Source organism: Streptomyces sp. NPDC047022 (assembly GCF_040644155.1).
In the GTDB taxonomy this organism is placed as follows: domain Bacteria; phylum Actinomycetota; class Actinomycetes; order Streptomycetales; family Streptomycetaceae; genus Streptomyces.
Genome location: NZ_JBEYVV010000001.1, coordinates 337,792 through 357,115, shown reverse-complemented (window position 1 = coordinate 357,115; position 19,324 = coordinate 337,792). Strand labels below are relative to the sequence as shown.

Sequence of the window (19,324 nt, the reverse complement as noted above, 5' to 3'; positions counted from 1 at the left end):
AGCCTCCCCCACACTGGGGACAGCGATGTGACGCACGGAGGGGGCGCGCGGTTCCTCGCGTATGCGCTCCGCGCGGGTTCAGGTGCGTTGTCACCTGCGGGCGCGTCGTGGCTTGTCGCGCCGTTCCCCGTGCCCCTATCCACAAACGGCCACACCACGACCAGCCCCGCCGAGCAGACACAACCAGCCACACGTCTTTTTGGGGACGCGGGGAAGCCGCTTTTTGGGGGCGCGGGGAACTGCGCGAATACCCACCACGCACGGGCGGCCGACGACGCACCCGTCCTTCAGGGGCGCGGGGAACTGCGCAAAAAGTCGACAACGGACCCGCAGGTCAAGACCTACACCGGCAGCCGCGCGCAGCGCGAACCGTCAGTGGCCGTAGTCCGACAGCGCGAACCGTCAGTGGCCGTAGTCCGACAGCGCGAACCGTCAGTCGCCGTAGTCCGACATCGCGTCCAGCAGCCGCGCGGAAGCGTCCGGCACCCGAACCCCCCGGATCCGCGAAGGCGACACCGCCCGCCGGGCGGACCGAGCAGGCGCGGCCCAGTGCGGAGCCATCCGCACACAGTCACCGCGCAGTGACGCCATCTCCCCCTCCAGGTCGACCGGAACCGTAGCTTCAGCCTCGAGCTTCGTCATGACGGAACCGTAGGCACGTCCAGGCACACCAGGAAAGGCCTACTATCGGGTAGTTTTGCCTGCTTCAGCGGACCGCGCGGACCGGGTAGCGTGAACTGTCAATCCCCCTCCTCCGCAGGAGCGTGTCCTAGCCGTGCGTATCGCAGTCACCGGCTCCATCGCCACCGACCACCTGATGACCTTCCCTGGTCGCTTCGCCGACCAGCTCGTCGCGGACCAGCTGCACACGGTCTCCCTCTCCTTCCTGGTCGACCGCCTCGACGTACGCCGTGGCGGAGTGGGCGCGAACATCGCCTTCGGAATGGGACAGCTCGGCACCGGGCCGGTCCTGGTGGGCGCGGCCGGCTCGGACTTCGACGAGTACCGGGCGTGGCTGGAGCGGCACGGGGTGGACACGGACTCCGTGCGTATCTCCGAGACCCAGCACACGGCCCGCTTCGTGTGCACCACCGACAGCGACCACAACCAGATCGGCTCCTTCTACACGGGCGCCATGAGCGAGGCCCGCCTCATCGAGCTCAAGACGGTGGCCGACCGGGTGGGCGGCCTCGACCTCGTGCTCATCGGCGCCGACGACCCGGAGGCGATGCTGCGCCACACGGAGGAGTGCCGCTCGCGCTCCATCCCGTTCGCCGCCGACTTCTCGCAGCAGATCGCCCGGATGAGCGGCGACGAGATCCGGATACTGCTGGACGGGGCGACCTACCTCTTCTCCAACGAATACGAGAAGGGGCTCATCGAGAACAAGACCGGCTGGTCCGACTCCGAGATCCTGGGCAAGGTCGGCCACCGGGTGACCACGCTGGGCTCCCGGGGCGTGCGCATCGAGCGGTCCGGCGAGGACCCGATCGAGGTCGGCGTGCCCGAGGAGACCGCCAAGGTCGACCCGACGGGCGTCGGCGACGCCTTCCGCGCGGGCTTCCTGTCGGGCCTCGCCTGGGGCGTCCCGCTGGAGCGCGCCGCCCAGGTCGGCTGCATGCTGGCGACCCTGGTCATCGAGACGCTCGGCACCCAGGAGTACCAGCTGCGCCGCGCCCACTTCATGGACCGCTTCACCAAGGCGTACGGCGACGAAGCCGCCGCGGAGGTCAAGGGGTACCTGATCTAGGACCCTCGTCCGGATCAGACCGGGCTGATCCGGCCTGATCCAGACGAAAGACCCTGGTGCCGCAACAGGCAGCGTTCGCCCCGTCGCGCGAACGTCGCCTGCCGCGGCTCCAGCAGACCCTCAGGAGCGCCGGCGGACCACGTAGGCCGAACCCCGTTCCGCCGGCTCCTCACCCACGTACTCCTGCTCCCGCATCTCGCACCACGCGGGAATGTCCAGACGCGCGGCCTCGTCGTCCGAGAGCACCCGCACCGTGCCGCCCACCGGCACGTCCCCGATGACCTTCGCCAGCTCGATCACGGGGATCGGGCAGCGTTTGCCGAGCGCGTCCACGACCAGAGCGTCGTCCGGCGTGTCCACGCCCGCGACGGTACGCGAGGACGGCGCGCCCAGTTTCTCCCGCACCGCCGCCACCACACCCGGCAGTACCGACAGGAACCGCTCGACCTCCTCCGCCGGGGTGGCGTACGGCAGCGAGACCCGGATGTTCCCCTCGCTGAGCACCCCCATCGCCTTGAGCACATGGCTCGGCGTCAGCGTGCTGCTCGTGCAGGACGACCCGGACGACACCGAGAACCCCGCGCGGTCCAGCTCGTGCAGCAGGCTCTCCCCGTCGACATAGAGACAGGAGAAGGTGACGATCCCGGGCAGCCGTCCGGCCGGATCGCCCACCACCTCCACATCGGGCACCAGCTGCGGCACCCTTGCCCGGATCCGCTCCGTCAGCTCCCGCAGCCGTACCGCCTGCTCGGCGGCCTCGGCCCGTACCGCCCGCAGCGAGGCCGCCGCCGCCACGATCGCCGGGATGTTCTCGAACCCGGCTGCCCGCCCCGACTCCCGCTCGTCCAGCGGCCCTTGAGGCGCGAACCGCACCCCCTTGCGCACCACGAGGAGCCCCACCCCCGAAGGCCCGCCCCATTTGTGGGCGCTGGCCGTCAGCACCGACCAGTCGCCCTCCACCGGACCCCAGCCCAGCGACTGCGCCGCGTCCACCAGCAGCGGCACCCCGGCAGCGCGACAGACGTCCGCCACCGCGGCCACCGGCTGGACCGTGCCCACCTCGTGGTTGGCCGACTGCAGACATGCCAGTGCGGTGTCCGGGCGCAGTGCGGCCTCGTACGCCCCGGGGGTGACCGCACCCGCACGGGACACCGGTACCCGGGTGACCGTGCCGCCGTCCGCCTCCAGGATCTCGGCCCAGTGGAGTACCGAGGAATGTTCGACGGCTGACACGATCAGGTGGCGTCCCATCCGGCGGCGGCCCGCCAGGGCCCCCTCGATCCCGGAGTGCACGGCCCGGGTGCCCGACGAGGTGAACACCAGCTCGTCCGGACGGCAGCCGGCCGCCTCGGCCGCCGCCTCGCGCGCCGCGTCCAGCAGCAGCCGGGCCCGCCGCCCCTCGCGGTACAGCCGGGCGGGGTCGGCCCATCCCTCATCGAGCGCGGCCGTAAGCGCCTGACGTGCGACGGGGTGGAGGGGGGCCGCGGAGGCGGCGTCGAAGTAGGACACACCGCAACGCTAACTCTTGTGAACCTCCCGGCTCGTACAAGCACTCGTACAGGCATCGGGCAGGCACCGGATCTGCGGCGCACCTACCTCGGACACGCGTGCGAAGCCCCCGTCAGATGCTGGCCAGAAGCGGTCATTCCACCCCTTCGGGGTGACCGGCGGCGCGTTAAGCACCCTCCCCGCGCGACCCCAAATAGCGTCCAGTAGGGTTTGGTCCGCATAAACATCCAAACCCCTGCCCGACGCAGGGCGGCGACCTACCAGCGAGAAGGCCGCAGCCGTACAGCGCGGGCGAGACTCTCGGGAAGGCGCTACGTGAGTCCCAACGGCTCCGACCGCTCGCCGCGGCGCCCGATGCGGCGGAAGCTGCTGCAGGCACTGACTGCGGGCCTGGTCCTGGCGACCGCCACCGGTTGCACATACAAGGACTACCCCCGCCTTGGCATGCCCACCCCGGTCACAGATGAGGCTCCGCGGGTCCTCTCCTTGTGGCAGGGCTCGTGGGCGGCTGCGCTCGCCACTGGCGTGCTGGTCTGGGGCCTGATCCTGTGGGCGACCATCTTCCACCGGCGTAGCCGCACCAAGGTCGAGGTTCCTCCGCAGACCCGGTACAACATGCCGATCGAGGCGCTGTACACGGTCGTGCCGCTTGTCATCGTCTCGGTGCTCTTCTACTTCACGGCCCGTGACGAGTCGAAGCTTCTGGATCTCTCCAAGAAGCCCGACGTCACCATCAACGTCGTCGGGTACCAGTGGAGCTGGGGCTTCAACTATGTGACCCCGGTTCCCGGCGTCACCGGAAACGCGAAGACCGATCCGAACCTGAGCGCGATCCCGGACCGGTTCAAGAACGACTTCCCGGCGAACGCCGGCGGCGTCTACGACTTCGGCACGCCCGCCACGCGGAACCCGCAGAACAACATGCCCGGCCCGACGCTCTGGCTCCCCAAGGGCAAGACGGTTCGTTTCGTCCTCACCTCACGTGACGTCATCCACTCCTTCTGGGTGGTGCCGTTCCTGATGAAGATGGACGTCATCCCGGGCCACACCAACTCCTTCCAGGTGACTCCCAACCAGGAGGGCACCTTCAGGGGCAAGTGCGCCGAGCTGTGCGGCGTCGACCACTCCCGGATGCTGTTCAACGTGAAGGTCGTCTCCCCCGACCGCTACGAGCAGCACCTCAAGGACCTCGCCAAGAAGGGGCAGACCGGTTACATTCCCGCCGGCATCGCGCAGACGGGCCACGAGAAGAACCGGGAGACGAACAACCTGTGAGCATCCTCAACGAACCCCAGGGTGCCGCCGCAGCTGAGGACTCGTACGAGAACGAGCTGCCGGTCCGGCGCAGGCAACCCGGCAATGTCGTCGTCAAGTGGCTGACCACCACCGACCACAAGACGATCGGCACGCTGTATCTGGTCACGTCGTTCGCGTTCTTCCTCATCGGCGGCGTCATGGCTCTGCTCATGCGTGCCGAGCTGGCCCGTCCGGGCCTGCAGATCATGTCGAACGAGCAGTTCAACCAGGCGTTCACGATGCACGGCACGATCATGCTGCTGATGTTCGCGACGCCGCTGTTCGCCGGCTTCACGAACTGGATCATGCCGCTGCAGATCGGCGCGCCCGACGTGGCGTTCCCGCGGCTGAACATGTTCGCCTACTGGCTCTACCTGTTCGGCTCGACCATCGCGGTCGGCGGCTTCCTCACCCCGCAGGGCGCGGCCGACTTCGGCTGGTTCGCCTACAGCCCGCTGTCGGACGCGGTTCGCTCGCCGGGCATCGGCTCCGACATGTGGATCATGGGTCTGGCCTTCTCCGGCTTCGGCACGATCCTCGGCGCGGTCAACTTCATCACCACGATCATCTGCATGCGCGCGCCCGGCATGACCATGTTCCGCATGCCGATCTTCGTGTGGAACGTGCTGCTGACCGCGGTGCTCGTCCTGCTGGCCTTCCCGGTCCTGGCCGCCGCGCTGTTCGCCCTGGAGGCGGACCGCAAGTTCGGTGCCCATGTCTTCGACGCGGCAAACGGCGGCGCTTTGCTATGGCAACACCTCTTCTGGTTCTTCGGCCACCCAGAGGTGTACATCATCGCGCTACCGTTCTTCGGCATCATCTCCGAGGTCATCCCGGTCTTCAGCCGTAAGCCGATGTTCGGCTACATGGGCCTGATCGGCGCCACCATCGGCATCGCCGGCCTCTCCGTGACCGTGTGGGCCCACCACATGTACGTCACCGGCGGCGTGCTGCTCCCGTTCTTCTCCTTCATGACGTTCCTCATCGCCGTACCCACCGGCGTGAAGTTCTTCAACTGGATCGGAACGATGTGGAAGGGCTCGCTGTCCTTCGAGACACCGATGCTCTGGGCGACCGGCTTCCTGATCACCTTCACCTTCGGTGGTCTGACCGGCGTCATCCTGGCCTCGCCGCCGATGGACTTCCACGTCTCTGACTCGTACTTCGTGGTGGCGCACTTCCACTACGTGGTGTTCGGTACGGTCGTCTTCGCGATGTTCTCCGGCTTCCACTTCTGGTGGCCGAAGATGACGGGCAAGATGCTGGACGAGCGCCTCGGCAAGATCACCTTCTGGACGCTGTTCATCGGCTTCCACGGCACGTTCCTGGTGCAGCACTGGCTCGGTGCCGAGGGCATGCCGCGTCGTTACGCGGACTATCTCGCGGCCGACGGCTTCACCACTCTGAACACGATCTCGTCGATCTGCTCGTTCCTGCTCGGTCTGTCGATACTGCCGTTCCTCTACAACGTGTGGAAGACGGCCAAGTACGGCAAGAAGGTCGAGGTCGACGACCCGTGGGGCTACGGCCGTTCGCTCGAATGGGCGACGTCCTGCCCGCCCCCGCGGCACAACTTCCTCACCCTGCCGCGGATCCGTTCAGAATCCCCGGCCTTCGACCTGCACCACCCGGAGATCGCCGCGCTCGAACTCGAGCACGCCGGCGCGGGCAGCAAGGCCGTCTCCGGTGGCAAGGAGGCCGGTAAGTGAAGATCCAGGGCAAGATGTTCATCTGGCTGGCCGTCTTCATCCTCGTCATGGCCATCATCTATGGCGTGTGGTCGAAGGAGCCGGCCGGCACCACGGCACTCTTCCTGGCCTTCGGCCTGAGCATCATGATCGGCTACTACCTGGCCTTCACGGCCCGGCGGGTCGACACGGGTGCCCAGGACAACAAGGAGGCCGACGTCGCGGACGACTCCGGTGAGATCGGCTTCTTCAGCCCGCACAGCTGGCAGCCGCTCGCCCTCGGCGTCGGTGGCGCGCTGGCCTTCCTGGCGATCGCGATCGGCTGGTGGCTGCTGTACTTCTCGGCCCCGTTGATCATGATCGGCCTGTGGGGCTGGGTCTTCGAGTACTACCGCGGTGAGAACCGCACCCAGTAACAAGAGCGACGCTCTTCGGGAGCCCGACACTCCGTCAGGAGTGCCGGGCTCCCTCTTTTGCCACGCCCTTGATCCCCCGCACGGAGTCCTCGGCGCGCCATAGTTGACAGGCCTCCATACGTTGAGGTCATGAGCCACACAGTGTTCTTCCGGAGCGCGCGCCCGCGACCCCGTACGGTCGCCGGCTGCACCCTGCTGGTGACCGCCCTCGGCGCCGGCCTGACCGCCTGCGGGACCGACGGGAACCCGCTGTCGGCGAAGCCGTACGACGCGGCGGACCAGATCGCCTACAACGCCTCCGATGACAACGCCAAGAAGGTCGACCCCGACAAGCCCCTGGAGATCACCGCAGAGGGCGACGACGGAGTCATCACGGATGTCACGGCCACGGACGCCCAAGGACGCTACGTGGCCGGTGAACTGTCCGCCGACGGCAGCCGCTGGCACAGCACCTCGCCCCTGGCCGCCGGAACCCACTACACGGTGCACGTCAGCACCGAGGACGAGGACGGTGCACCCGGCCGCAAGGTCATCGAGTTCGACACCGGCACCCCGAAGAAGAACAAGACGCTGGACGTCGCCTTCAGCCCCGACGCGGGCACGTACGGCGTCGGCGAACCCGTGACCGCGACGCTCAGCCAGCCCGTCAAGGACAGGCCGCAACGGGCGATAGTCGAGCGGGCCCTCAAGGTGGACTCCACACCCGCCGTCGAGGGCTCGTGGTACTGGGTCGACGACAAGACACTGCACTACCGCCCCAAGGACTACTGGCCCGTCCACACCACCATCAACGTCCACAGCAACCTCGCCGGCGTGAAGGTCGCCGACCGCCTCTGGGGCGGCAAGACGAAGCCCCTGAAGCTGACCACGAGCGACCGCGTCGTGGCCATCACGGACGCCGGTTCGCACGAGATGACGGTCTACAAGAACGACGACGTCATCAACCGCATCCCCATCACCACCGGCAGACGCGGCTACGACACGCGCAACGGCGTCAAGGTCATCCTGGGCAAGGCGTACGTCGTACGTATGCGCGGAACCACCATCGGCATCTCCGCGAGCTCCAGCGACTCCTTCGACCTGAACGTCTACTGGGCCGCCCGGGTGACCTGGAGCGGCGAGTACGTCCACGCGGCGCCCTGGTCGGTCGGAAGCCAGGGGTACGCCAACGTCAGCCACGGCTGCACCGGAATGAGCAACGCCTACGCCCGGTGGTTCTTCAACACCGTGAAGGTCGGCGACATCGTGAAGGTCGTCAACTCCTACGGCAAGCAGATGGAACCCTTCGGCAACGGCTTCGGCGACTGGAACGTCGACTGGTCCAAGTGGCAGCAGGGCAGCGCCCTGACCACCGCCACGAGCAACGGCCAGGGCCCCGAGAACAGCGCGAGACTACGCCCGGAGTCGGTGTAGCGCCGGGTGTACCGCGCCCCGCCAGGGGCGCGGGGGACTGCGCGAAACCCACGACGCGCCCGGAGCCCACGACGCGCCCCTCCCCTCAAGGGCGGCGCGCTAAACGCCCTGCAGGGCCCGGCGCCGCAGCAGCGCGGCCAGGGCACCCGCGAACTCCACCGGCTCCACCGGCAGAGCCACGGCCGAATCAGCGCGACTCCATGTAGCCAGCCACGCATCCTGCGGCCGAGCGATCAGCACCAGCACCGGCGGGCAGTTGAACACCTCGTCCTTCACCTGCCGGCACACCCCCATTCCGCCCATCGGCACGGCCTCGCCGTCCAGCACGCACACGTCGATGCCGCCACGGTCCAGCTCCTTGAGGACGGCGTCCGGCGTCGCACACTCCACGAAGCGCAGCTCAGGCGCATCCGGGGCCGGCCTGCGCCCGGCGGCGAGCCGCACCTGCTCGCGGGTGTGGGAGTCGTCGCTGTAGACCAGCACCGTGGCGGTCGTCTGCATGCTTCCTCCGGGACGTCGGCGTCGTACGGAACGGAACCGTCGGGGCGGATGCTACTCCCTTGAACTTGTGCTCAACACCGGTTCGGGCACGCCTTCGATGGGCCATCCGGGCAGTACACACGCTGCGGACACTCCGAACGGCACCCCCCGGGGTGAGGGCGGGATAAGGGACCGACATAATGTCGGTCGTGGCGACAGCAACGACAGTAGAAACCGGGCACGCGCACCCGTCGGTCAACCGGCCGAACCTCACCAGCGTCGGAACCATCATCTGGCTGAGTTCCGAGCTGATGTTCTTCGCGGCCCTCTTCGCGATGTACTTCACCCTGCGATCGGTGACGGGTCCGACGCACTGGAAGGAGATGGCCGGCCATCTCAACCTTCCGTTCTCGGCGACCAACACCACGATCCTGGTGCTCTCCTCGCTTACCTGCCAGCTCGGCGTGTTCGCGGCCGAGCGCGGTGACGTGAAGAAGCTCCGGGGCTGGTTCATCGTCACCTTCATCATGGGTGCGATCTTTGTCGGCGGTCAGATCTTCGAGTACACGGAGCTGGTCACGAAGGACGGCCTGTCGCTGTCCTCCGACCCGTACGGCTCGGTGTTCTACCTGACCACCGGCTTCCACGGCCTGCACGTGACGGGCGGTCTCATCGCCTTCCTGCTGGTCCTCGGCCGTACCTACGCGGCGCGGAGGTTCACTCACGAGCAGGCGACCGCCGCCATCGTCGTGTCCTACTACTGGCACTTCGTCGATGTCGTGTGGATCGGCCTCTTCGCCACGATCTACCTGATCCGGTAATCGGCCGCCGTCCCGGCGGAGCCGCCTCACCCGCGCGTGAGGACCGGTCTCCGGCGACGAACCCGATCCACATCCCTGAAGCATCGACGCAGAAGATCCTGACACCGGGGTAATCCGTGAAAAAGCTCTCCGCACGACGACGCCACCCCCTGGCGGCGCTCGTCGTCCTACTCATCGCGCTGACGGTCTCCGGGGGGCTGTACGCCGCGTTCGCGCCCGCCGAGAAGGCGCAGGCCGATGACACCGCCCAGTCCCTCGCCATCGAAGAGGGCAAGAAGCTCTACCAGGTGGGCTGTGCCAGCTGCCACGGCGACAGCGGTCAGGGCTCCCATAACGGCCCGAGCCTCGTGGGTGTGGGCGCGGCGGCCGTCGACTTCCAGGTCGGCACCGGCCGTATGCCCGCCGCCACCTCCGAGGGCGCCCAGGTGCCGGCGAAGAAGAACATCTATTCGCAGGCCCAGATCGACCAGCTCGCCGCGTACATCTCCTCCCTCGGTGCCGGTCCCGCCGTGCCGACGAAGAACGACTACGACCCGTCGGGCGCCGACATCGCCCGCGGTGGTGAGATCTTCCGCACCGACTGCTCCCAGTGCCACAACTCCGCCGCCGCGGGTGGTGCGCTGACACACGGCAAGTACGCGCCGAGCCTGGAGGGCGTCGCCCCGAAGCACATCTACGAGGCCATGCAGACGGGCCCGCAGAACATGCCCTCCTTCCCCGACACCACGCTGCCGCAGCAGGAGAAGAAGGACGTCGTCGCGTACATCAAGGCAGTCAACGGCAGCCAGACCGAGAGCCCGGGCGGTCTTGACCTGGGTGGTCTCGGACCGGTCTCCGAGGGTCTGTTCGCCTGGATCTTCGGACTGGGCGCCTTGATCGCGGTTGCCGTCTGGGTCGCCGCTCGGACCGCAAAGGCCAAGAAGTCATGAGTAGCCAAGACATTCCAGAAGAGAACCTGCCCGCTGAGCAGGACCACGCGCACGCGCACGGCGCGGTGACGGTGGCGGACGAGGAGAACCCGTTCGCCGACCCCGGTCTGCCGCCCCATGAGCACCGCATCCAGGACATCGACGAGCGGGCCGCCAAGCGTTCCGAGCGCACGGTCGCCCTGCTGTTCACGCTGTCGATGCTGGCCACCATCGGCTTCATCGCCTCGTACTTCGCGATCCCGAACGACAAGTCGATCTTCGTCTTCCCGATCGGGCACATCAGTGCGATGAACTTCGCGCTGGGCCTGACGCTGGCCGTCGCGCTGTTCTCGATCGGCGCGGGCGCGGTCCACTGGGCCCGCACCCTGATGTCCGACGCGGAGGTCGCCGACGAGCGTCACCCGATCGAGGCGTCGCCCGAGGTCAAGGCGAAGGTCCTCGCCGACTTCAAGCAGGGCGCCCACGAGTCCGCGCTCGGCCGTCGCAAGCTGATCCGCACCACCATGTTCGGCGCGCTGGCCCTGTTCCCGCTCAGCCTCATCCTGCCGCTGGGCGGCCTCGGCCCGAAGCCCGGCACGAGCCTGCGCCACACCATGTGGTCCAAGGGCAAGCTCCTCGTCAACATGAACACGAACGAGCCGCTGCGTCCCTCGGACGTCGCGGTCGGTTCGCTCACCTTCGCCATGCCCGAGGGCCTGAAGGAGGACGACGAGGACTTCCAGACGGAGATCGCCAAGGCGGCCCTGATGATCGTCCGGCTCCAGCCGGAGAACATCAAGGACAAGCAGGAACTCGCGTGGTCCCACGAGGGCATCGTGGCCTACTCGAAGATCTGCACCCACGTCGGTTGCCCGATCTCCCTGTACGAGCAGCAGACGCACCACGTCCTCTGCCCGTGCCACCAGTCCACCTTCGACCTCTCCGACGGTGCCCGGGTCATCTTCGGCCCGGCCGGTCACGCCCTGCCGCAGCTGCGGATCGGCGTCAACTCGGACGGTTACCTCGAGGCGCTCGGCGACTTCGAAGAGCCCGTCGGTCCTGCTTTCTGGGAGCGCGGATGACAACTACACCGAACCACTCGAGCGCGCCCTCTGCCGGCGCGGGGGGCGACACGCGCGGACGGGCACCGGCCGGCGAGCGCATCGCGGACTGGGCCGACGGCCGCCTGGGGATCTACTCCCTGGCCAAGTCCAACATGCGCAAGATCTTCCCCGACCACTGGTCGTTCATGCTGGGCGAGGTCTGCCTCTACAGCTTCCTCATCATCATCCTCACGGGTGTGTACCTGACCCTGTTCTTCCACCCCTCGATGAACGAGGTGGTGTACCACGGCAGTTACGTGCCGTTGCAGGGCCAGCGGATGAGCGAGGCCTTCAACTCCACGATGCACATCAGCTTCGAGGTGCGTGGCGGTCTGCTCCTCCGGCAGATCCACCACTGGGCGGCGCTGATCTTCCTCGCCGGCATGTTCGTGCACATGATGCGCGTGTTCTTCACGGGCGCGTTCCGCAAGCCGCGTGAGATCAACTGGCTGTTCGGCTTCCTGCTGTTCGTCCTCGGCATGTTCACCGGCTTCACCGGTTACTCGCTCCCGGACGACCTGCTCTCCGGCACCGGTGTCCGCTTCATGGAGGGCGCGATCCTGTCGGTGCCGATCGTCGGTACCTACCTGTCGTTCTTCCTCTTCGGCGGGCAGTTCCCGGGCGGCGACTTCGTGGCCCGCTTCTACTCGATCCACATCCTGCTGCTGCCGGGCATCATGCTCGGCCTGATGGTGGGCCACCTGATCCTGGTCTTCTACCACAAGCACACGCAGTTCGCGGGCCCCGGAAAGACGAACAACAACGTCGTCGGCATGCCGCTGCTCCCGGTCTACATGGCCAAGGCCGGAGGCTTCTTCTTCCTGGTCTTCGGTGTCATCTCGGCCGTCGCGGCGATCGCCACCATCAACCCGATCTGGGTCTTCGGTCCCTACCGTCCGGACCAGGTGTCCACGGGCGCCCAGCCCGACTGGTACATGGGCTTCTCCGAGGGCCTGATCCGTACGATGCCGGGCTGGGAGATCAACGTCTGGGGCCACACGCTCGTCCTGGGCGTGTTCATCCCGCTGATGATCTTCCCGCTGGTCCTCGTGGTCATGGGCGTCTACCCCTTCATCGAGTCCTGGATCACCGGGGACAAGCGCGAGCACCACATCCTGGACCGCCCGCGCAACGCCCCGACGCGTACGGCGTTCGGTGCCGCGTGGATCTCCTGGTACTTCGTCCTGCTCCTGGGCGGCGGCAACGACATCTGGGCCACGCACTTCCACCTGTCGATCAACGCGATCACCTGGTTCGTCCGCATCGCCTTCTTCGTGGTGCCGGTCCTCGTGTTCGTCGCCACCAAGCGGATCTGCCTGGGTCTCCAGCGCCGCGACCGCGACAAGGTGCTGCACGGCCGCGAGTCGGGCATCATCAAGCGGCTGCCGCACGGTGAGTTCATCGAGGTCCACGAGCCGCTGAGCCAGGAGGCTCTCCACACGCTCACGGCGCACGAGCAGTACAAGCCGGCCGAGATCGGCCCGACGGTCGACGCGAACGGCGTCGAGCGGAAGATCAAGGCCTCGGAGAAGCTGCGCGCCAAGCTCAGCTTCGGCTACTACGGGGACACCAACCAGATCCCCAAGCCGACGGTCGAGGAGTACAAGGAGATCACGAGCGGCCACGGCCACCACTGATCGCTGCACACACCACGCCACGGTCGAAGGGCCCCGTCCAGTACTTGGGCGGGGCCCTTCGCCGTGCCCGGCCGCTGGATAGGGTGGAACCTGTTCGACACCTTCGTCCCCGCCGGGGGACACCGACCCAGGAGCGGCCTATGAGCGCTGTGACCCCCGCTGGAGGCAACACCGCGGCGGCCCGTTCCTGGCCCCAGGTGCTGAACGGTCTGCTGGAGGGCCGCGACCAGAGCGCGGACGACACGGCCTGGGCCATGGACCGCATCATGCGCGGCGAGGCCACGGACGCGCAGATCGCCGGGTTCATGGTGGCCCTGCGCGCGAAGGGCGAGACGGTCGAGGAGATCACCGGGCTCGTCCGCGCGATGTACGAGCACGCGAACGTCATCGAGGTGCCCGGAGCGACCGTCGACATCGTCGGCACGGGCGGCGACGGCGCGAAGACGGTGAACATCTCCACCATGTCCTCGATCGTGGTGGCAGGCACGGGCGCGAAGGTCGTCAAGCACGGCAACCGGGCCGCGTCCTCCGCGTCCGGGTCCTCGGACGTGCTGGAGAAGCTCGGGGTCAATCTGGAGCTGACGCAGCAGCGGGTGGCGGAGGTCGCGGAGGAGGCCGGGATCACCTTCTGCTTCGCGGTGAAGTTCCACCCCGCGCTGCGGCATGTGGCCGCTGCACGCGGACAGCTGGGCATCCGTACGACGTTCAACGCCCTGGGGCCGCTGACGAACCCGGCGAAGGTGAAGGCACAGGCGGTGGGTGTCGCCGACCCAAGAATGGCGCCGATCGTCGCGGGAGTCTTCGCGGAACGCGGCAACTCCTCCCTGGTCTTCCGGGGCGACGACGGAATGGACGAGCTGACGACGACCGCCACCTCCCGGGTGTGGGTGGTGCGCGACGGCAAGGTCTCCGAGGAGTCCTTCGACCCCCGGGACGTCGGCCTCGAACTCGTGCCCGTCGAGGCGTTGCGGGGCGCCGACGCCGCCTACAACGCCGAGGTCGCCAGGCGCCTGCTCGACGGCGAGACGGGCGCGGTCCGAGACGCCGTACTGCTGAACTCCGCGGCTGCCCTGGTGGCCTTGGAGCCGGGTGACGGCCCGCTGGCGGACCAGATCCGGGCGGGCATGCGAAAGGCCGCGGAGTCGATCGACTCGGGGGCCGCCCGGCGGACCCTGGAACGCTGGGTGGCCGCGAGCAACGCGTAGCGGGCGCCGGCGCGCGCCGGGACACCGGTTCCCCCGGTGTCCCGGCGGTCCCGCCATCCGGACAGAAGTTGCGGGCGGCCGATCACCTCCCGTAGCGTCCTTCACAGGTCATGAGCGACAGCCATTCGGCCCCGGCCGGCTGTCCGGCAACCCTCCGTCCGTGGCGGGGTGCCCCGGGTGAGGACCAGGCCGCAGGCAGCGAGGTCTGCGGCAAGCGCGGACCCCTCGCGTCACCAGGGGTCCTGGTCGTTCGAGGGAGCCTCCCGTGATGAAGCGAATGCGCTAGGGCCGCAGAGCCCCGCCTCCGCATCCCCTTCTTCTCACCTTTCCCCGTGCCGTTGACGCAGCCGCGTGCGCGCTGTCCGGCACGGCGGCCCCATGCCTTCACGGGAGTGCACCCATGTCTGTCTCCACCGTTGCCGTCGCCCAGTCCGTTTGTGCCCCGCTGCCCGTTCTGGGCCGGGATGTCACCGTACCGCTCGTCACCGGCGGCGAGGTCTCCTACGCCGCCCTTGACTACGCGGCCAGCGCCCCGGCGCTCCAGCGGGTCTGGGACGACGTGGCGGCATACGCGCCGTACTACGGCAGCGTCCACCGCGGCGCCGGATACCTGTCCCAGCTGTCCACCGACCTCTTCGAGAACGCCCGCACGACCGTGGCGGAGTTCCTCGACTGCCGCCCCGACGACCAGGTGGTCTTCACCCGGTCGACCACGGACTCCCTGAACCTTCTCGCCACTGCCCTCCCCGCCGGCTGCCAGGTCTTCGTCTTCGAGACCGAGCACCACGCCGCACTGCTGCCGTGGCAGGACACCCATGTCACCGTCCTGGACGCCCCGCGCAGCCCGGAGCAGGCCGTACGGACCCTGGAACGCGCCCTCGGAGACCGCGACCCGCACGACAGCCCGGCCCTGGTCTGCGTCACCGGCGCCTCCAACGTCACCGGCGAGCTGTGGCCCGTACGCGAGCTGGCCCGGGCCGCCCATGCCCACGGCGCCCGTATCGTCCTGGACGCCGCCCAGCTGGCACCCCACCACCCCGTCTCGGTCCGGGACCTCGGCGTGGACTGGGTCGCCTTCTCCGGCCACAAGCTGTACGCCCCCTTCGGCTCGGGCGTCCTGGCCGGCCGCGCCGACTGGCTGCGCGAAGCCGGGCCGTACCTCGCGGGCGGCGGTGCCAGCCGCAAGGTCGCCCGGCGCGCCGACGGAGGCGTGGACGTGGAGTGGCACGAGAGCGTCGCCCGGCACGAGGCGGGCTCACCGAACGTGATCGGCGCCTACTCCATCGCCTCCGCCTGCAAGGCCCTCACCGAGGCGGGCTTCGAGGCGCTGGTCGACCGCGAGCAGCACCTGATCCGCAGGGTGAGGGAGGGGCTCGCGGAGGTCCCCGGCGTCAGGGTGCTCTCCCTCTTCGGTGAGGACGCGCCGCGCGTGGGCGTGATCTCCTTCGTGGTCGAGGACTGGAACAGCTCCCACTTCGCCGCGGCGCTGTCCGCGGAGTACGGCATCGGCGTCCGCGACGGCCTGTTCTGCGCGCATCCCTTGGTGCGGGTGCTGCTGGGGGGTGACCGGCGGGCGCAGGGCGAGTGCGGTGCCTCGGCCGAGGCGGCGATCCGGGTGAGCTTCGGTGCGGGTACTCCCGAGGAGCATGTGGACCGCTTCATCCGCGCGGTTGCGGAGCTGGTGCGCAGCGGTGCGAAGTGGACGTACCGCACGGAGTCGGGGCGCTGCGTCCTCGTCCGCTAGCCGCGACGGCACCACGATCTCGCCCCGCCGGCGGTACGCGCCGCACCCTGCGGGCCCGTGGCTGCGGTGCGTCGCCGTGTGCGGGTGGGTGGTGGTTTTTCGCGCAGTTCCCCGCGCCCCTATATGCCCGTCCTGGCGGTGCGTCGCAGTCTGCGGGTTCGCGGTGGGCATTCGCGCAGTTCCCCGCGCCCCTGGCAACGCGCACTTTTCGTGCGTCGTTGCCTGCGGGCCAGACGTGCCGGGAACCGCGCGAAAGCCCACCGCGGACCCGCGGGAGTCGACGCGCCGGAGCGGGTTCGACAGGGGCGCGGGGAACTGCGCGAATGCCCACCGCGGACCCGCAGGCGACGACGTACCGGAGCGGGTTCGACAGGGGCGCGGGGAACTGCGCGAAAAACCACCACGCGCCCGCAGGTGACGACGTACCGAAGCGAGTTTGACAGGGGCGCGGGGAACTGCGCAGAGGCGGCCACACCCCCTCGTGGAGTGGCTAGTTGTCCAGGCCGATGGCGAACGCCGCCTCAAGGTCGTGCTGGGAGTACGTACGGAACGCGACGTGCGTATCGGTACCCAGCACCCCCGGAATCTTGCTGATCCGCCCCGGAATGACGTCCGCCAGGTCATCGTGCGCCTTCACCCGCACCATCGCGACGAGGTCGTACGTCCCGGTCACCGAGAACACCTCACTGACGGAGTCCAGCGCCGCGATCGACTCGGCGATCTCGGGAATCCGGTCCACGCTGGTCTTGATGAGCACGATCGCGGTGATCACGGCTGGTGTTCTCCCTCGGGGGCGGCCTGGACTGGCGCCTTCACCCTACTCTTACGTCCGTAGCGCAACCCCGCGTAGACGAAGCCCAGGCTGAAGCCGATCAGATGGGCGAGGTAGGCGACACCCGGACCCTCGGCCGCCCGGTTCGCCGCCATCCACTGGAGGGCCGCCCAGAAGGGCAGTACCACCCAGGCGGGGAACCGCAGCGGTAGGAAGAAGAGGAACGGGAAGAGACTGGTCACCCTGGCCTTGGGGAAGAGGAACAGGAACGCGCCGAGCACCGCGGAGATCGCCCCGGACGCCCCGACCAGCGTCCGCGCGGACGCGGCGTTGGCCGCCGCGTACCCGAGCAGTGCCAGGCAGCCGCAGCCCAGGTAGAACAGCGCGAACTCCAGGTGGCCCATCCGTTCCTCCGCCATCGCCCCGAAGACGTAGAGGAAGAGCATGTTCCCCAGCAGATGCACCCAGCTGCCGTGCACGAACAGCGCCGTCGCGGGGGTGAGCGCAGCCCGTGGGGCTCCCGTGAACAGTTCCGCGGGCACCACGCCCCAGCGGGCGAAGTAGGCCCGCTGTGCCTCCAGCAGTGCCTCCCCGGTGCCGTACACCCGGTTCAGTCCGGAGACCGGGCTCATGATGAAGATCAGACAGCACAGGGCGATCAGCCCGTATGTCACCGGCGACGGATGTCCCCGCAGGGCTCCGGTGACCGCCCTGCTCCATGTGCTGATCATGGAACAGAGCATGGCGTAAGGGGACCGACCGGTACAGAGCGCCTCGCCGCGCGATACGGGCGGGCGAGGGGTACCCGGCAGGCCGTAGGGTTACGAGCCACACGCTCCAGGGAAGCTGGCGCATCACGGAGACTGGAAGAAGGAAGAGCAGCCACGATGACGGTTCCTCTGCCGACGGAGACGACCCGCTGGCGCTGCACGCTGTGCGGCAACCTCACCCGCTTCGACGTCACGCGCTCGTCCAAGGTCGTCGAGTACATGCACCTGGATCTGGGCGGTGAGCCCAAGGTGGAAGAGCGTGAGGTGGTCAGTGAGACCATCGAATCGGTGCGTTGCCGCTGGTGCAACGCGGTGGACCAGGTGGAACTCGTGGACAGGCCGGGTGCCGGCTCCTGAGGGAGACGGCCCCGCACGGATGGTGGGGTGACGGATGGTGGAGACCGCAGGCGGGGAGCCGGCCGACGGCACCGCTGAGGTGCTCGACCGTCCGCTGCCCGACGGTGTCAGGCGCCGCGTCGTACAGATCGTGTCCGACGGCTTCGGTGGGCTGACCCTCAGCGAACTGCCCGCGCAGTTGCGGCAGTATGCCCGGTTCACCCCGAGCCGCCGGGCCAAGTTCGCCGGCAACGCCATGGCGGCGGGCCTGGAGGCGGACGGTCTGTTCCGGCAGCGTATCGCGGAGAAGCTCAGGGAGGCCCAGCCGGAGCTGGCCGGAGCCCTGGACTCCGGTTCACCGCCCCCGGCCGCGGACCCGCTCGATGTGGCCGCGGCCGCCTATGTGCTGCGCCCCGTGGGCTGGGTGAAGCTGGTGACCGCCGCGGGCGAGGAGGCCCAGCGCGCGGACGCCGAGCGCGCCGACGACGAGAGCCGGGCCGAACTGGAGCGACTGCGCGCCGAACTGGCGGCGGCCCGCGAACACACCCGCGCCGAGACCGAACGGCTGCGCGCGGAGCTGGAGTCCTCGCGCAGGGATGCCGAATCGCTTCACCGCAAACTGCGTGCCGCCCTCAGTGACGTCAAGCGCGGCGAGGCCGCGCTGCGCAAGGCCCGGGGCGAGATCGAGGCCGTGCGCGGGGAGGGGCAGACGCAGCTGTCCGCAGCCGAGAGCGAGAGCAGACGGCTCAAGGCGCGCCTCAGCGAGGCGGAGGCCACTCTGGAGGCCACCCGCAGGGCGGCGCGCGAGGGCCGCAGTGTCGAGGACATGCGGGTACGGCTGCTCCTGGACACCGTGCTGGACGCGGCCCAGGGGCTGCGGCGGGAACTGGCGCTGCCACCGGTTTCCGTACGGCCCGCCGAGACCGTGGACGCGGTCGAGCCGGGGCGGATGACGCCGAAGGACATCGCGGCCCGCGCGCTGTCCGAGAACGACCCGGCGATCCTCGACCAGTTGCTCGCGCTCCCGCAGGCGCATCTGGTCGTCGACGGCTACAACGTCACCAAGACCGGCTATCCGCAGATGCCCCTGGAGAAGCAGCGGCTGCGGCTGCTGGGACAGCTCTCTCAGCTCGCCGCGCAGACCGGCGCCGAAGTCACCTGCGTCTTCGACGGGGCCGAACTGGCTGCCCCCGTGCTGCTCGCGCCCCCGCGCGGGGTGCGGGTGCTGTTCTCCAAGCCGGGCGTCACCGCGGATGAGCTGATCCGCCAGCTGGTGCGCGCGGAGCCACCGGGGCGGCCGGTCATCGTCGCCTCCACCGACCGCGAGGTGGCCGACGGGGTCGCCAAGGCAGGCGCGCGCCCGGTCGCTTCGGTGATGCTGCTCAGGCGTCTCACTCGCGGCTGAAAACGGGCATAGGTGATGCCTGTTGGGTAAATCGCCCTCGGCTTTACGTTCACTTCGGGCCTGATCCCCTC

The 19,324-nt window shown here is 68.7% G+C and carries 18 protein-coding genes and 1 riboswitch; of the genes, 13 read left to right on the top strand and 5 right to left on the bottom strand.

The annotated features are described in order from the left end of the window. Positions 1–432: 432 nt before the first annotated feature. The gene (locus tag ABZ845_RS01605; RefSeq protein WP_360971739.1) at positions 433–642 is read right to left on the bottom strand and encodes a hypothetical protein; all 210 of its coding nucleotides are present in this window, start codon (positions 640–642) and stop codon (positions 433–435) included. Positions 643–775: 133 nt separating this feature from the next. On the opposite strand from ABZ845_RS01605, the gene ABZ845_RS01600 reads away from it, so the two are divergent. Beyond that, on the top strand, positions 776–1,750 hold the full coding sequence (locus ABZ845_RS01600; RefSeq protein ID WP_360971737.1) for a carbohydrate kinase family protein: 975 nt from the start codon (positions 776–778) through the stop codon (positions 1,748–1,750). Between the two features lie 120 nt (positions 1,751–1,870). On the opposite strand, the gene ABZ845_RS01595 is transcribed toward ABZ845_RS01600, so the two are convergent. Continuing rightward, on the bottom strand, positions 1,871–3,259 hold the full coding sequence (locus ABZ845_RS01595; RefSeq protein ID WP_360971735.1) for an aminotransferase class V-fold PLP-dependent enzyme: 1,389 nt from the start codon (positions 3,257–3,259) through the stop codon (positions 1,871–1,873). 315 nt (positions 3,260–3,574) lie between these two features. Here ABZ845_RS01595 and coxB point away from each other — a divergent pair, with 315 nt between their 5' ends. The 4 genes from coxB to ABZ845_RS01575 all read left to right on the top strand — a co-directional run bounded on the left by coxB (position 3,575) and on the right by ABZ845_RS01575 (position 8,072). Further along, positions 3,575–4,534 (top strand): cytochrome c oxidase subunit II, encoded by a 960-nt coding sequence (gene coxB, locus ABZ845_RS01590; protein WP_360971733.1) that lies wholly within the window; start codon positions 3,575–3,577, stop codon positions 4,532–4,534. Further along, the gene (gene ctaD, locus ABZ845_RS01585; protein ID WP_360971731.1) at positions 4,531–6,264 is read left to right on the top strand and encodes a cytochrome c oxidase subunit I; all 1,734 of its coding nucleotides are present in this window, start codon (positions 4,531–4,533) and stop codon (positions 6,262–6,264) included. Before coxB ends, ctaD begins: the two co-directional genes overlap by 4 nt. Then, the gene (locus ABZ845_RS01580) at positions 6,261–6,659 is read left to right on the top strand and encodes a cytochrome c oxidase subunit 4 (RefSeq protein WP_360971729.1); all 399 of its coding nucleotides are present in this window, start codon (positions 6,261–6,263) and stop codon (positions 6,657–6,659) included. Before ctaD ends, ABZ845_RS01580 begins: the two co-directional genes overlap by 4 nt. A gap of 129 nt (positions 6,660–6,788) precedes the next feature. Then, positions 6,789–8,072 (top strand): Ig-like domain-containing protein, encoded by a 1,284-nt coding sequence (locus ABZ845_RS01575; RefSeq protein WP_360971727.1) that lies wholly within the window; start codon positions 6,789–6,791, stop codon positions 8,070–8,072. Between the two features lie 99 nt (positions 8,073–8,171). On the opposite strand, the gene ABZ845_RS01570 is transcribed toward ABZ845_RS01575, so the two are convergent. Beyond that, the gene (locus tag ABZ845_RS01570) at positions 8,172–8,573 is read right to left on the bottom strand and encodes a hypothetical protein (RefSeq protein WP_360971725.1); all 402 of its coding nucleotides are present in this window, start codon (positions 8,571–8,573) and stop codon (positions 8,172–8,174) included. Positions 8,574–8,752: 179 nt separating this feature from the next. Here ABZ845_RS01570 and ABZ845_RS01565 point away from each other — a divergent pair, with 179 nt between their 5' ends. From ABZ845_RS01565 to ABZ845_RS01540, 6 genes are all read left to right on the top strand, one after another. After that, positions 8,753–9,373: a heme-copper oxidase subunit III gene (locus tag ABZ845_RS01565; RefSeq protein WP_360971723.1), complete on the top strand. Its 621-nt coding sequence runs from the start codon at positions 8,753–8,755 to the stop codon at positions 9,371–9,373. Positions 9,374–9,489: 116 nt separating this feature from the next. Then, positions 9,490–10,302: a c-type cytochrome gene (locus tag ABZ845_RS01560; protein WP_360971721.1), complete on the top strand. Its 813-nt coding sequence runs from the start codon at positions 9,490–9,492 to the stop codon at positions 10,300–10,302. Further along, the gene (locus tag ABZ845_RS01555; RefSeq protein ID WP_360971719.1) at positions 10,299–11,363 is read left to right on the top strand and encodes a Rieske 2Fe-2S domain-containing protein; all 1,065 of its coding nucleotides are present in this window, start codon (positions 10,299–10,301) and stop codon (positions 11,361–11,363) included. The genes ABZ845_RS01560 and ABZ845_RS01555 overlap by 4 nt, the downstream gene beginning before the upstream one ends. Then, positions 11,360–13,021 carry a ubiquinol-cytochrome c reductase cytochrome b subunit gene (locus ABZ845_RS01550; RefSeq protein ID WP_360971717.1) on the top strand — a complete coding sequence of 554 codons (1,662 nt, stop codon included), beginning with the start codon at positions 11,360–11,362 and terminating at the stop codon, positions 13,019–13,021. The genes ABZ845_RS01555 and ABZ845_RS01550 overlap by 4 nt, the downstream gene beginning before the upstream one ends. A gap of 140 nt (positions 13,022–13,161) precedes the next feature. Further along, positions 13,162–14,226 (top strand): anthranilate phosphoribosyltransferase, encoded by a 1,065-nt coding sequence (gene trpD, locus ABZ845_RS01545; RefSeq protein ID WP_360971715.1) that lies wholly within the window; start codon positions 13,162–13,164, stop codon positions 14,224–14,226. 106 nt (positions 14,227–14,332) lie between these two features. Further along, a riboswitch (SAM riboswitch) is annotated at positions 14,333–14,449 on the top strand. 177 nt (positions 14,450–14,626) lie between these two features. Further along, the gene (locus ABZ845_RS01540) at positions 14,627–15,970 is read left to right on the top strand and encodes an aminotransferase class V-fold PLP-dependent enzyme (RefSeq protein ID WP_360971713.1); all 1,344 of its coding nucleotides are present in this window, start codon (positions 14,627–14,629) and stop codon (positions 15,968–15,970) included. A 490-nt stretch (positions 15,971–16,460) separates the two neighbouring features. Here ABZ845_RS01540 and ABZ845_RS01535 read toward each other — a convergent pair whose 3' ends face one another. Both ABZ845_RS01535 and ABZ845_RS01530 read right to left on the bottom strand, forming a co-directional pair. Beyond that, positions 16,461–16,742 carry an Lrp/AsnC ligand binding domain-containing protein gene (locus ABZ845_RS01535; RefSeq protein ID WP_351236348.1) on the bottom strand — a complete coding sequence of 94 codons (282 nt, stop codon included), beginning with the start codon at positions 16,740–16,742 and terminating at the stop codon, positions 16,461–16,463. Beyond that, the gene (locus ABZ845_RS01530) at positions 16,739–17,473 is read right to left on the bottom strand and encodes a rhomboid family intramembrane serine protease (RefSeq protein ID WP_360971711.1); all 735 of its coding nucleotides are present in this window, start codon (positions 17,471–17,473) and stop codon (positions 16,739–16,741) included. The genes ABZ845_RS01535 and ABZ845_RS01530 overlap by 4 nt, the downstream gene beginning before the upstream one ends. Before the next feature lie 156 nt (positions 17,474–17,629). Here ABZ845_RS01530 and ABZ845_RS01525 point away from each other — a divergent pair, with 156 nt between their 5' ends. Both ABZ845_RS01525 and ABZ845_RS01520 read left to right on the top strand, forming a co-directional pair. Next, complete coding sequence (locus ABZ845_RS01525) at positions 17,630–17,869, top strand: hypothetical protein (RefSeq protein ID WP_360971709.1); 240 nt, start codon at positions 17,630–17,632, stop codon at positions 17,867–17,869. A 34-nt stretch (positions 17,870–17,903) separates the two neighbouring features. Then, positions 17,904–19,253 (top strand): NYN domain-containing protein, encoded by a 1,350-nt coding sequence (locus ABZ845_RS01520; RefSeq protein ID WP_360971707.1) that lies wholly within the window; start codon positions 17,904–17,906, stop codon positions 19,251–19,253. The last annotated feature ends 71 nt before the right edge of the window (positions 19,254–19,324 follow it).